Below are 13,737 nucleotides of genomic sequence, written 5' to 3'. Positions count from 1 at the left end.
TAGATTCCTTTTATTGGCATATAGCGTCATGTTGGCGTAATGAATTTTTTTCTAAAGGTTCAATATTTAGTTCATAGTTAAATTGGCATATTTGGCTATCTTCTGTACCCCATTTTAAGCTTAGAGTACCTTTTTCTTTCTTTGTGTGAACAAAGCTACGCCCGCCTTGTGAAATATAACCTACAATTTCATTATTTTCGTCCATCAACGGGGTCCCAAAAGGTAATTCTTGTACGGGGTGACGCACATTAAACAAGACTGAGTTCCCGATATCGGTTTTGTATTTTAGTAATACAATTGCACCTGCGGTTGGCACACTATTGTGACTAGTCTCTTGAAGTACTATGTCATTAGATAATCCTTTTGGATTTAACTCAATCGTGTTCAGACGGTATGGTGTTAGGTATGGCACAGCAGCTTTTCCTTTGTTATCAAGGCTTAGGCTTGAATTATTATTGATTTTTGCACCCCCTGCGTGCTCGGCTTCAATAATGGCCATGGTATCGCCCATAATTGGTGTTAACACTAATCCGTTGCTGTAGGCAATAACTCCACCTGATAATTGCATGCCATATTGTTGATAGTTTCTACTCGTTGAGAAGTTACCACCTAACCTTGCCCATGGTGAAGTCCAGTTGCCACTAATACCACCTGTAGTTTGAGTACCTGTGTCACTATACTTGTCGAAATTAATATAAGAACTGTAATTATATTGTTGGTCTATGCCGGCACTACCAGAAATTGAGTTTTGAAGGCCTTGATAACCTTGTTCATGTATATACGTAGAGTTGAGATAGGGGGCTTTAGAGTTTTTGCCCAGTGGTAAAGAGATACCTAGGGCGATTTTATTTTGCCATTCATTATTAATCACATCTTTAGTTCGACTGGCATTAACACTAAGGTTAAACCATTTAAAGCTATTATTATAACCAAGCTGATATTCTGTATCTCGTTGATCACGATTCCAGTAATCTTGTATGCTAGCGTTAATACTAATGCTTCCAAGGGTGTCTGAAATCTTTTGATTGGCACTGAATTGAAAGCGGTTTTTGCGATCAATCCCTGTATTCTGCCAACCAGTATCGTCCCAATTATTTGAACGCATCAGCATAGCGTCATTAATATTGTAAAATCCAGAGCTCGAATAGCGATAGCTTGCTAATGTGATGTTCGTATTCACAACTGGTAAAATTTTTGAAAAAGAAAATCTTATGCTGTGCCCTTTACTCTTGAGATCATCGTTTAATATTGTGTTTGCATAAGTAATATCAGAGGATATGGCGCCAATTGGTGTATTTAGTGCAACGCCACCTGATACCGCTTGGTAGTATTTCCCACCTAATACCCCCGTGTACCCGGTGACCAAGTTATTGAATCCGTGACGTACAGTTGCTAAAAATATTTCTGGATTTTCATTTATACCATTGTCATGAAAGCTACCACCCATCACTGAATAATGAGTTACACCAGGGCGTAAAAGCTCTGAAATACTTGCATAAGTAACATTAAAGCTGCGCTCACTGCCATCAGCTTCTTTAATTGTTACGAGTAAATCTCCACCAGTACCTGTTGGATAGAGATCATCAATCGTGAATGGTCCTGGAGGGACAGAGGTTTCATAAATAACAGTTCCACGTTGGCTAACACGTACCAAGGCATTTGTATTCGCAATTCCATTTACGATAGGTGCGTAGCCGCGTTGAGAGTTCGCCTTCATACGGTCATCAGACACCAGCATCACCCCTCTAAACCCTATACTATCAAATACTTGACCATCAGTAGACGACTCACCAAGTACGAGTTTACTGCGAAGTGGAACAATTGCTCGTTCTAGGTAGATATTCGAATTATTGTAGCGCCAACTATTGCTTTCATCCCAATTTAAAGCGCCACGATAACGTAAACGCCATGCACCCCAATTCACTCCGCCACGAAGCCCAAGATATTGAGTTGAAAAGGATGAGTTATCTGATGCTTCAGAATGCCAAGCATTGTAATCATACTGTAGACTAGCTGCAGGAATACCATTATCCCAAAGTTCCGGATTGATGTAACCTTTAGCATTTCGTGATAGGTAACTTTGTGGTGCTTGCACTTTAAGCTGTTGAGTGGATACATCATAATCAGCAGCTAACTCATGAGATAAGTCACCTATACGAGTACATTTAACGCCACTTTCCAGTTGAGCTAACCCTTCTGGTGTCATGAGTTTTGTATCAATACCAAGCATTGTGATTAGTTTGGTATTAAAACAGGGTTGTGCTACAGAAGAGTTGGCTTCAGAATTTTTGAACATCACATTTGTGCGCCCCTTCAAATCATTATTAACATATACATGAATGAAGTGATTACCCTCAGAAACGGGATTACCGTGAGAATATGCACTAATATCTATGGCTGAGCGTAAAAAAGCTTTGTTGAAATTGATATTATCACTTGATTTGGAAAAAGCATTTGAGGAAACAAAAAAAGAAAATATAACTAATTTTGCAATTTTGGCTAAACCAAATTTTGAGCTGATAATATTGTCATTTACTTTGCAAGATTTTCTCATTTGTTATATTTTCTCCAAAATCCTTCAGTTAAGTTGTGTTATGGGGTACTTTGATTTCTAATGGTTTTTTATTTATTTAAATACATTCATTCTTCTAAGTTGTTAAGCTCAAGTAAGTTGATCACGTTAGGAGGTATGTAGATATTTAGATTTTATCTATAAGTTGTTTTATTAATTAATATTAATAATAGAGTCTAGAGGTTTTTTATTTATGGTTTCTCCTCCAAAATCATTGATTACATTATAGAATAAATTAGCTTTATTTATTTCTGAAGGTTCTTTTATTGTTAGGGGGAGCTTCATTTCCCCATTTGGTGCAATCATATGTTCAGGAAATTTTTCAACGGAACCTAGAATTTTTGTGTTTTTTGATTTTCGAATTTCAATTTTACTAAATGTAATATAATAAGGTGATGGATTTTTAACGCTTAATATATTTTCATTTAATGAGAACGTTAAATTCTTATAAGCCTCAACTGGTTCCGGTATTAAATTGTTGGGACGGTAAAAAAGCTTAACTCTTGTTCTAAGCGCTAACTGCAATTGATTTGTACTGGCATCCGTCGCAGTTGATTTTGGTGGGATCTCTAGCATATTGAACCAGAAAAGAGATTCTTTCTCCTGCGGCAATGTAATAGATGGCGCTGTGATATGTATCGCTTGTCCTTTCTCAGGATCAATACGAATAACTGGAGGGTTTATTAGAAAGGGTACATTACTTTCACCTGGACGAGCCTTAGGGTTACCATCATCTATCCACAATTGTAAAAGGTAAGGGCTCTTACCATTATTTTTTAATTGAATTCTTGACTCATTATCTTTAGCATTAAATATAATTCTTGTTCCATTAATAGAAACTTCTGCCAGTGCATTATTATTAAAAATTCCAGATATTAGAATTATTATAATAAGGAATGATTTTGTAACCATAAAACAAGCCTCATTTTTTATTTAATTTTAATAAATAGAGGTAAGGGAAATTACCCTTACCTCTTCAAAATTATTGGTAAGTAATAGTGTAGTTGACTAATGTAGAGACAGCACCTGGGCTCGCCAAATCAGTAGCATAATACTGAGCGTAATAGTTAAGTAGACCACTACCAGTACTGATATCTACAGGAATGTCATTTTGGTCTGCATTCGCAGCACCAGCTTTGATTGGACTCATTTTACTATTTAACAGTTCCACTTGAACATTTGTCGCGGCATCCGCAGCTGTAAGATCATTGTTAAGACGACCAGTTAGACCATCTACGTGAGAGCCTGGCTCAAAGTGTGTACTAGCAGTCGACATTGATACGCCAGTACAACCACTTAGAGCAATACTAAATGGAGTTGCGCCGGCAGTTTGTCCAGAAGCACCTAATGAGCTAGATGATACTTTTGGCAAAGTTACAGTCGTATCTTTAGCGCCACCATTAACCGAAACTGTGCAAGTAGTATCTACAATTTGCCCTTTAATAGTAATAAGTCCATCCGCTGCGAAAACAGATGAAATACTTAATGTTGATATTGAAATAGCACTCAAAAATTTATTCATAGTAATTCTCTAATTGATGTAGAAGTAATATCTTTTTTGTTTACTTGTAATACACTATTGAAATTAGTATTTTTTTAACAATTAGTCAAAAAATCTAACCAATCGGCATATTCTGATGTTTTGTGTCTTTATTTTCAATAGTTTTTTTATTTTAATTGATATTTATTGTTAACGGTTTTTCATTAAATTTTATTTTTTAAAAAGTATAAATTAATTTAAATATGGTTGTTTTAGATGCTTGTGTATTATTATTAATTGGTGGTTTTTTAATATAAATAAATAGTTACATCAAGTGAATTGGTTTAAGTTTTATGTGAAAATTGAGTGTATTTTTATCAGTTTTTTATCCTGTTAATTAATGCGACTTAATACTGGGTGGTGATCTGAGTTGATATGTTTTTTGTAAATCATATTTCGTGGTTTATTTTTTGATGTCATAGCAGAGTGTCATTTTTTGATTGATGGAGGTATGTCAATTTTTTGTGTATCTGGAAAAGGTGGTGAGCTAATAGGGTTGTTTGAATGATGGTTGAGACTGGTTTAAGTGAAAATAATGAATGTAAATTAATGAGTATATTAATTATTTGGTTTGGTTGGTATTGAGGTTGTATTTTTAAAGGTTAATAGGGGGTAATCAGATGTTTATTTACTATTGTTGTAACTAAGATTTTTGGAAGTTTTAATTATTTTGTTGAAAATATTAATTTATAATAATGGGGTGTATATATTGCGTTTGCTTTAAAGCAGTATGTAGTTGAATGATTTTAAATTTTATTGGTTTTTTAGATTAAAATGATTTTTTTACATAAATGGTTGGTGCCCAACATTGCTAGCATGAAAGATACTCTCAAACCTCGTTATAAAACCCTCAATTGGCCTGAATATAACTAAGCATTTAAAAGGCGTGGACGTATTGATATCTAGTTCAGTAAAGATCTCAAATGGATTATGCCATCACAAGGCAAGCACGGGCGTAATCAGTTATATTCAGATGCTGCAATCCAATGTTACCTCATGCTTAAAGTCCTTTTTCAACTACGATTGAGGCAAGTTACTGGATTTGTTGAAAGCTTAATTGAGATCACTGGATTATCATGGTCAGCACCTGATTACTCCACACTATCCAGACGACAAAAAACGATTGATATCAAGATACCCAACCAAAGAAGCCAACAAGGCTTGCATCTTTTAGTGGACAGTACAGGGATCAAAATATTAGCTGAAGATGAATGGAGGCGTAAAAAGCATAAGGCAGAATATCGAAGACAATGGCGTAAAATAAATATCATTATCGATGCTGCAACCTTGCAAATACGTGCAGTAGAAGTGACAAGTAACAGCATTGGTGATGCAGAAGTGCTGCCTAATTTACTCGATCAGATTCCGGAGTCTGAGGAAATTATTACAGTCTATGGAGATGGTGCTTACGATGCGAAGCAATGCTATAAAAGCATTATCGAGCGAGGTGGAATACCTATTATTCCACCGCGTAAAAATGCACAGATTAGGAAGTCATTTCTGCCTTTTGCACAAATACGCAATGAGGTTGTTAGCCTAGTAAAGAAAATAGGTGTTGATGTCTGGAAAATTAAGGGGACAAATTATAAAGACAAAAACCAAGGCAAACATTCCAAAGAAACTGAATACAAAATTGAGCAACGATGATATGGATTGGTATTTATATAAAATCAGACACTTGATCGAAAATGCATTTGCAAGATTGAAACAGTTTAAGGGAGTTGCTAGGTGTTACGACAAGCTTGAAGGGAACTATGGAAATTCTGTCGCTCTAGCTTGGATTTTTATCAGATTACCATTATGAAATGGCAATAGACCTAAATAACTAAGGCAGAAATGCCGAATTAAACGCAGTTGAGGTTTTGAATGAAAGGGTGTGAACGAGATCATGTCTACTTTAAAGTGGGCCTGCTAAAACTTAATTGATGAAGTAAAGCTATCGGTGGTAAAAATAAAGTTGTGATTCGTTAAATGTGATAAGTCGTAAAAAAACCCTAGATTGACTAGGGTTTTAGAGCTTGACTCACGTTGTTCAGTGTACGTTGTATTAGAAATTGTAGGTCACGGCCAACCAGTAATTGCGGTCTGGGATATAAGTTCCGGCAGTTGCTGAAGTCGTCTTATTGTATAAAAATGCGTTTACAGTATCGCCATTTGTATTGATGTAACTTCTATAATCCCCAAAATCTTTATTGAATAGATTGTTAACACGGCCAGAAAGTGTAACTTGGTTACTTACCTTATAAGATGCTCCCAAATTAAATAACTCATAACCTTTTAATTCGTTATTGGTTATTTCTGCTTCACGAATAGTATTTATATTTTGCATTGGGTCTGTAAAACGGGTGCGTTTTGATTTGTATTCTGCTTCGAGCCAAGTTGAAAGCTTATCATTAACAAACCAAGTACCTGTTAAATTTGCTGCATGTCGAGGCGTATTCTCGATGGACTGACCTTTTGTTTTACCTTCAGTGATTTCAGACTCTAACCATGTGTAATTGGCTTTGATATTAAAAGCATCATTGATATCATATTTTGCACTTAATTCAACGCCATAGCTTTTGGCTTTGTCTGCATTACCCTTGAAGGTGAAGTTTTCTTGATAAGAAAAGTTACCAACAGTCATGCAGTTAGTTGCAGGTGCTGTTCCGGGTTTACGATCTTCCCATAAGCAATTTTCAAATGACTGTGCATTTGAAATAATAATGTCTTTAAATTCTGTATAGAAACCTGTCGTAGTTAAAGTGAAGTTATTTAAATTATCAAAGATAAAACCTAGCTCGTAGTTTGTTGTTTTCTCTGGCTTGAGGTTAGGGTTACCAAGCGTTACGCTACGGCCTTGTGCTGTAAAGCCGTTAATACCATCATGTAAGTCATTCGCAGTCGGGACTTTATAACCCGTGCTCACACCACCTTTTAATGTCCAATAGTCATTGGTATTCCAAACCAAATAAGCGCGTGGAGTGAACTCACCACCAAAGGCGCTATGATCTTCATAACGTCCACCAAAGGTAAGTGTGAGGTTTTCTTTCAAGCTCCACTCATCCTCAGCAAACAAAGACCATGAATCCTGTTTAAATTTAATGCCATTTCCGGCAGCGGTATCGATAGTTTTATTATCTTTATATTCTGCACCAACTGTAAGCTTATGATTGTTTAGCGGTAGAATAAATCTTGAGTCTATAGTTAGGTCTGTATTTTCAAGCTTTCTGCCCTGAGTTCCATCAGAGTAGTAGTTAAATTGTGGCACATCACCTACAGGAAGGCGGCGACCTTCTTGTTTTGTTTTGACCTGACTTGCGAAAGTTGTCCAAGTACCGAAATCTAAATCAGCATCAACACCAACAGAAATACGATCACGCATAAACTTTAGTTCATCTTCATAAGATCCAAGAGCAGAAATCCCACCAGTTTTCTTGTATTCATATTGTTCGCCTAAACGAGAGTCTGTATTGTCATAGCGTTGTTCGGCATGATCTAGATCAATCCAGCTACTGACTTGATCATTCAATTTATAGGTCAGTTTAGTCCCTATATTATAGTTGTTGGCTTCAACTGTACGAGGATCACGGCCCTGAGAGCCTTGGTCCATGGTCTTTGTTGGAGGCGCTATGCGTTCTGAATCGTCACGATGATAAAAATCACCACGTAATTGTAAGCCCAGTTTATCTTTAATCAGGGGTCCATTTAAAAAGGCGCTGGTTTTGAAACTGTTCCCGATATCACTATTTTCTTGAATGCTATTTTCTAACGTAACGCTTCCAGTCCAATCATCAGTTACTTTTTTAGTAATGATATTAATGATGCCCCCCATTGCATCTGAGCCGTACAAGGTTGACATTGGTCCACGTATTACTTCAATTCTTTCAATAGATGCTAGTGGTGGCATAAAACTGCTTGCAAACTCGCCAAACCCATTTGGAGAAACAGTTCCAGAAGTATTTTGACGCTGTCCATCAATAAGAATCAATGTATACGCTTGATTAAGGCCACGCATTTGTATATTTAAACCGCCAGTTTTACCTTGACCATTACGGATATCGACACCAGGAACATCGCTCAGGGCGTCAGCAATGCTAGTAATCCCTTTTTGTTCTAACTCATCAGCGGTAATGACCGTAATACTGGCTGGTGCATTTTTAATATCTTGTTCGAAGCCAGAGGCGGACACAACGATTGTTGCGAGTTGTACGGGTGCGGTAGCATCTGTGCTGGAATTTTGCTGGGCAAAAGCAGAGCTTGTTGTTGCCCCGAGTAATGCCAAAGACAAGGGGCAAAGTTTAAAGATACGCATAAGAAACCCTAGAGTAAGCTACATAAAAATAAAATAAAGTAATATAAACAGTACAAGTGAATATAAATGAGAAGAATAATCATTTATGCGTATTGAATGCAATACCTTTATGCAATTAATAAAATATGTGATTTATTTAAGCCAGAATTAGGCATTTATTGACGTGATTGAATTTATTTGAAAAGAAATAATGATTAATTTTTGAAAAATTTTATACATGTTTACTCAGACTTATTTATCATTTGAAATGAATGGGGGTTTGTGTAAATTACTGATTTTATAGTGTTATATTTGCTATTTTGAGCGTTGTAGTTGTTTTTTTGATGTACTTGGCTTCTGCATAAACCTAAAAGATGTGGATGAAAACTAGTTTAGAAAGGACTTGCACAGAGACTTATTTTGTATATCTTTAAATGTTGTCATATAATGTGGCACTTTTTGAAAAACTGTTTTTATTAAATTCTATCGAGGAAGCCATGCAAGTAACTTCTGAAGCGGTTTCGGGCGTTGCCCGTCGTTTAAATGTATCTGTACCGACGAGCCGTGTGAACGAGCAATTTGAAGCCCGTTTGAAACGCACTGCTAAAACTGTGAAGATCAACGGCTTCCGTCAAGGTAAAGTGCCATTAAACGTTGTACGTCGTGAATACGGCGCTGGTATTTATCAAGAAGTCGTTAACGATGTTATTCGTGACACCGTATTTGAAGCGATTCAACAAGAAAAAATCAATGCTGTCGGCATGCCGAACATTGATAAAGTTGAAAACAAAGATGATGCATTGGTGTATGAAGCCACTGTAGAGGTTTATCCTGAAGTTGAAGTGAAAGCATTTGATGGTTTGGAAGTTGAACGTAAAACAACTGAAATCAATGATGCTGACGTTGATGCAATGTTGGAAAACCTACAAAAACAACGTCAAACTTGGGTAGAAACCAAGGGTATGGCGAAAAAAGACATGCAAGTGACTTTCAACTTTGAAGGCACACTTGATGGTGAAAAATTTGAAGGTGGTTCTGCCGAAGACTTTAAATTGGTCTTAGGTTCAGGTCGTATGATTCCAGGCTTTGAAGATGGCATCATTGGCATGAAAAAAGGCGAAGAGAAAGACATCGATGTAACTTTCCCTGAAGACTATCAAGCTGAAAATCTTGCAGGTAAAGCTGCTAAATTCAAAATCACTGTAAGTCTTGTTGAAAAAGCAAAACTTCCAGAAATTGATGCTGAATTTTTAACGATTTTCGGTCTGACTGAAGAAGAAGGCGTTGAAAAGTTAAAAGCTGATGTACGTAAAAACATGGAACGTGAAGTTAAAAATGGCTTACGTAACCAAGTTAAAGGCGCAGCTTTTGATGCACTTGTTGCCGCAAATGACGTAGAAATTCCTGCAGCAATGCTTGCTCAAGAAATTGATCGTCAACGTCAACAAATGATTCAACAGTTTACTCAACAGTTTGGTGCTCAAGGCGCTCAATCATTTGACAGCAGTATGCTTCCAGATGAATTGTTTAAAGAGCAAGCTGAAAAAGCAGTTAAATTGGGTGTGTTGGTTAGCAAAGTATTGGCAGATGCTAAACTTGAAGTTGATCAAGCACGTGTAGATGCATATGTTGATGACATGGCTTCTTCTTATGAAGATCCAGCGGAAGTGATTGAATACTTCAAAAATGATCAACAGCAACGTGCTCAAATTGAAGCTGTTGTATTAGAAGATCAAGTTGTCGATTTCATCTTGGCTTCAGCGAAAGTAACTGATACCGTGGTGAGCTATGAAGAGTTGTTAAAAGAGCAACAAGCTCGTCAACAACAAGGCTAAGCCAATCTTAAGAAAAAAGGCGCATCATGCGCCTTTTTTCTTATACGAAATATTGCTTTATGACAGACTTTGGCCATGTTAAATATATTTGATATTTAATTGGGAATATTTTGCAATTTTAGTGAATATCCCTCATATTGTCCGGATGAGTTTGAGAAACAAGAATTCAGGAATAAATAACATATGTATGTTCCAATGATTGAAAACGCATTAGTCCCTATGGTCGTCGAACAGTCTTCACGTGGCGAACGATCTTTTGATATTTTCTCGCGTTTATTGCGCGACCGTGTGATTTTTCTCACAGGCGAAGTCGAAGACAATATGGCCAACTTAATTGTTGCGCAGATGTTGTTCCTAGAAGCTGAAAATCCAGATAAAGACATTCACCTGTATATTAACTCGCCAGGCGGTTCAGTGACTGCTGGTATGGCGATTTACGATACCATGCAATTTATCAAACCTGATGTTGTTACTTACTGTATGGGCCAAGCGGCTTCTATGGGTGCATTTTTATTGAATGCGGGTAGTAAAGGTAAGCGTTATTGCTTAGAAAATGCGCGTGTCATGATTCACCAACCGTTGGGTGGTTTTCGTGGTCAGGCATCTGACATCGAAATTCATGCACGTGAAATTCTGTATATTAAAGAACGTCTAAATCGTTTAATGGCTGAACACAGTGGCCAAGACTATGAAAACGTTGCACGTGATACGGATCGTGATAACTTTATGACTGCACAACAAGCAAAAGATTATGGCTTGGTTGATCAGGTGTTATCAAAACGTCCTTAATACGACAGATTAAAAGTAAAGATTTAGAACTTGGAGTGAAAATGTCCGATCAATCTCAAGGACAAAAGCATTGTTCATTTTGTGGTAAAACGCAGACTGAAGTTGGCAAATTGATTGCAGGCGAAGATGCATACATTTGTAACGAATGTGTGGATGTATGCTTGGATCTCGTGCAAACCAGCCAACAAGTGGATTCAGGGGATTGGGCAACACGTCCACTGCCTAAGCCACATGAAATTCGTGCTGCGCTTGATCAATACGTTATTGGCCAAGACACTGCGAAAAAGACCTTATCTGTTGCGGTATATAACCACTATAAGCGTCTGAAAGTTTCTCAGTCAGCCCATAAGAATGAAGATGCAATTGAACTTGCTAAAAGTAATATCTTACTGATTGGACCGACTGGTTCAGGTAAAACATTGTTGGCACAGACACTTGCACGTCTATTGGATGTGCCTTTTGCGATGGCGGATGCAACCACGTTAACCGAAGCGGGTTATGTAGGTGAAGACGTCGAAAACATCGTACAGAAGCTTTTGCAAAAAGCTGATTACGATGTGGAAAAAGCGCAGAAAGGCATTATCTACATTGACGAAATTGACAAGATCACACGTAAGTCAGAAAACCCGTCGATTACCCGTGATGTGTCTGGTGAAGGTGTACAGCAAGCCTTATTGAAAATGATTGAAGGCACCGTGGCTTCAATTCCTCCTCAGGGCGGTCGTAAGCATCCACAACAAGAGTTCATTCAGATTGATACTGCTAACATTTTATTTATTTGTGGTGGTGCATTTGCCGGACTGGAAAAAGTGGTGCAACAACGCCAAGAAAAAGGTGGAATTGGTTTTACCGCAGATATCAGCAGTAAAGATGATACCAAAAAGGCCTCTGAGTTATTCCGCCAAGTTGAAGCCAACGATTTGGTTAAATTTGGTTTAATTCCAGAGTTCATTGGTCGTTTACCAGTGATTGCAACTTTGGAAGAGCTTGATGCTGAAGCATTAATGCAGATTCTGACAGAGCCAAAAAATGCTTTAACTCGTCAATATCAGTATTTGTTTGAGATGGAAGATGTTGATCTGATCTTCAAACATGATGCTTTACTTGCGATTGCACAAAAAGCATTAGAGCGTAATACTGGCGCACGTGGCTTACGTTCAATTCTTGAAAATGTATTGCTCGAAACCATGTATGACTTACCAAGTCGTACAGATGTCGGTACGGTGATCATTGATGAGAAAGTAATCACAGAAAATGCAAAGCCTGAATATCAAGTGGCGCGACAAGTGAAAGCTGAAAAGGTTGTTGAAGAGAAATTGGATCTAAAAGTACTCGATAGCAAATCTGCTTAAGCGACTTAAAGTTCTTTATAAAACGTGTAAAAAGTTAATCTTTTTACACGTTTTTTTATGTGGCAGGCATAGTGCTGGCTATTTATTTACTTTGTTTTTTGAGTAGCGGTTGGATAATTTCATTTAACTGTTTCATGAATTTCTCTTGTTGCATCACCAATTTCATTAACTCAGGTGATTTTTACGATATTGGACAGGAACAGGCGATGACAAAAATCTTTGTATTGGCACCAGATTCGTTTAAAGAAAGTATGACTGCGATTGAGGTGTGTCAGGCAATGCAAGCTGGAATCTCCACGATTTTTAGTGATGCAAGGTTTGTGAGTATTCCAATGGCAGATGGCGGAGAGGGAACATTAGATGCCATTCTGGCTGCACGTGAAGGTCAAAAGATTGCACTTGAAGTAATGGGGCCTTTGCCAGAGCAGATGATATCGACTTATTTTGCGCTGATAGACGATGGTCAGACGGCTGTAATTGAAATGGCCAAGGCAAATGGTATACAGCTACTTGCACCCGCACAAAGAAATCCTTTGCTGACCAGTAGTTATGGTACAGGGGAAATGATTCGAGCCGCACTCGACTTGGATGTGAAAAAAATAATTGTTGGTGTTGGAGGCAGTGTGACCAACGATGCCGGTGTGGGAATGGCACAAGCATTGGGAGCTATTTTCCTAGATAAACATGGTGTTACTATCGGGTTGAGGGCGAATCAACTGACTTTGGTTGAAAAAATTGACTTAAGTCAGCTTGATCCGCGGTTAAAGCAGACGGAAATTGTGATTGCCAGTGATGTAAATAACCCTTTGACTGGGGTGAATGGTGCATCGTATATTTTTGGCCCACAAAAAGGGGCCAATGCAGCGATGGTTTTGCAGCTGGATTTGAACTTAAGTCATTTTGCCCAAGTGGTACAGCAACAGTTACAGCTCAACCTGCATAACGTTGCAGGCGCAGGGGCAGCAGGTGGATTGGCCTATGGCTTGATGGTTTTTGCCGGTGCAACACTTCGTTCTGGTGTAGAAATGATGATTGAACTGAGCCAGTTAAAGGATGCGATTGCCAGCGCAGACTATGTGTTTACGGGCGAGGGCGCGATTGATGCACAGACTTTACTGGGCAAAACCCCTTTGGGGGTGGCACAGGTGGCGAAGCAATACAATAAACCGCTGATTGCCTGTGTCGGGCGAGTGGGTAGTGGAATTGAAGCGCTGTATGAACAGGGTTTTACTGCCATATTTGGTATTGTTGATCAAAGCTGTCGTTTGGAACAGGCCTGTCAAAATGGGCCAAAGAATATGCAGCGAACTTGTGAGAATATTGCACGGTTGTTAAAACAGTCAGCAGGTCGCTGACTGAATCTGCTTTTCAGTTGC

The 13,737-nt window shown here is 38.0% G+C and carries 8 protein-coding genes and 2 pseudogenes; 6 read left to right on the top strand and 4 right to left on the bottom strand.

Going from position 1 to position 13,737, the window contains the following annotated elements; translation table 11 throughout:
• Positions 1 to 10: 10 nt before the first annotated feature.
• From FD716_RS14825 to FD716_RS14815, 3 genes are all read right to left on the bottom strand, one after another.
• Entirely contained in the window at positions 11 to 2,554 is a 2,544-nt protein-coding gene (locus FD716_RS14825; RefSeq protein ID WP_139853040.1) for a fimbria/pilus outer membrane usher protein, read from the bottom strand.
• Between the two features lie 171 nt (positions 2,555 to 2,725).
• Positions 2,726 to 3,484 carry a fimbrial biogenesis chaperone gene (locus tag FD716_RS14820; protein ID WP_139853039.1) on the bottom strand — a complete coding sequence of 253 codons (759 nt, stop codon included), beginning with the start codon at positions 3,482 to 3,484 and terminating at the stop codon, positions 2,726 to 2,728.
• 70 nt (positions 3,485 to 3,554) lie between these two features.
• The gene (locus FD716_RS14815; protein ID WP_139853038.1) at positions 3,555 to 4,094 is read right to left on the bottom strand and encodes a fimbrial protein; all 540 of its coding nucleotides are present in this window, start codon (positions 4,092 to 4,094) and stop codon (positions 3,555 to 3,557) included.
• Between the two features lie 834 nt (positions 4,095 to 4,928).
• On the opposite strand from FD716_RS14815, the pseudogene FD716_RS14810 reads away from it, so the two are divergent.
• Together FD716_RS14810 and FD716_RS14805 are read left to right on the top strand one after the other, a co-directional pair.
• Positions 4,929 to 5,759: pseudogene (locus FD716_RS14810) on the top strand (IS5 family transposase).
• Positions 5,674 to 5,916, top strand: a pseudogene (locus FD716_RS14805) (transposase); the annotation flags it as partial. The pseudogenes FD716_RS14810 and FD716_RS14805, both read left to right, overlap by 86 nt.
• A gap of 243 nt (positions 5,917 to 6,159) precedes the next feature.
• On the opposite strand, the gene FD716_RS14800 reads toward FD716_RS14805, so the two are convergent.
• Positions 6,160 to 8,406 (bottom strand): TonB-dependent receptor domain-containing protein, encoded by a 2,247-nt coding sequence (locus FD716_RS14800; protein ID WP_139853037.1) that lies wholly within the window; start codon positions 8,404 to 8,406, stop codon positions 6,160 to 6,162.
• 476 nt (positions 8,407 to 8,882) lie between these two features.
• Here FD716_RS14800 and tig point away from each other — a divergent pair, with 476 nt between their 5' ends.
• The 4 genes from tig (at position 8,883) to FD716_RS14780 (ending at position 13,716) form a co-directional block, all read left to right on the top strand.
• Positions 8,883 to 10,220, top strand: coding sequence for a trigger factor (gene tig, locus FD716_RS14795; protein ID WP_139853036.1), 1,338 nt, complete (start codon positions 8,883 to 8,885; stop codon positions 10,218 to 10,220).
• Between the two features lie 183 nt (positions 10,221 to 10,403).
• On the top strand, positions 10,404 to 11,009 hold the full coding sequence (clpP, locus tag FD716_RS14790; protein WP_139853035.1) for an ATP-dependent Clp endopeptidase proteolytic subunit ClpP: 606 nt from the start codon (positions 10,404 to 10,406) through the stop codon (positions 11,007 to 11,009).
• A 41-nt stretch (positions 11,010 to 11,050) separates the two neighbouring features.
• Positions 11,051 to 12,361 (top strand): ATP-dependent protease ATP-binding subunit ClpX, encoded by a 1,311-nt coding sequence (gene clpX / locus FD716_RS14785; RefSeq protein ID WP_139853034.1) that lies wholly within the window; start codon positions 11,051 to 11,053, stop codon positions 12,359 to 12,361.
• Between the two features lie 206 nt (positions 12,362 to 12,567).
• The gene (locus tag FD716_RS14780; protein ID WP_139853033.1) at positions 12,568 to 13,716 is read left to right on the top strand and encodes a glycerate kinase family protein; all 1,149 of its coding nucleotides are present in this window, start codon (positions 12,568 to 12,570) and stop codon (positions 13,714 to 13,716) included.
• The last annotated feature ends 21 nt before the right edge of the window (positions 13,717 to 13,737 follow it).

The sequence above is a fragment of the Acinetobacter pullicarnis genome (assembly GCF_006352475.1).
Classification (GTDB): domain Bacteria; phylum Pseudomonadota; class Gammaproteobacteria; order Pseudomonadales; family Moraxellaceae; genus Acinetobacter; species Acinetobacter pullicarnis.
The sequence above is the reverse complement of the archived record's forward strand: the minus strand, read 5'-3'. Positions and strand labels throughout refer to the sequence as shown.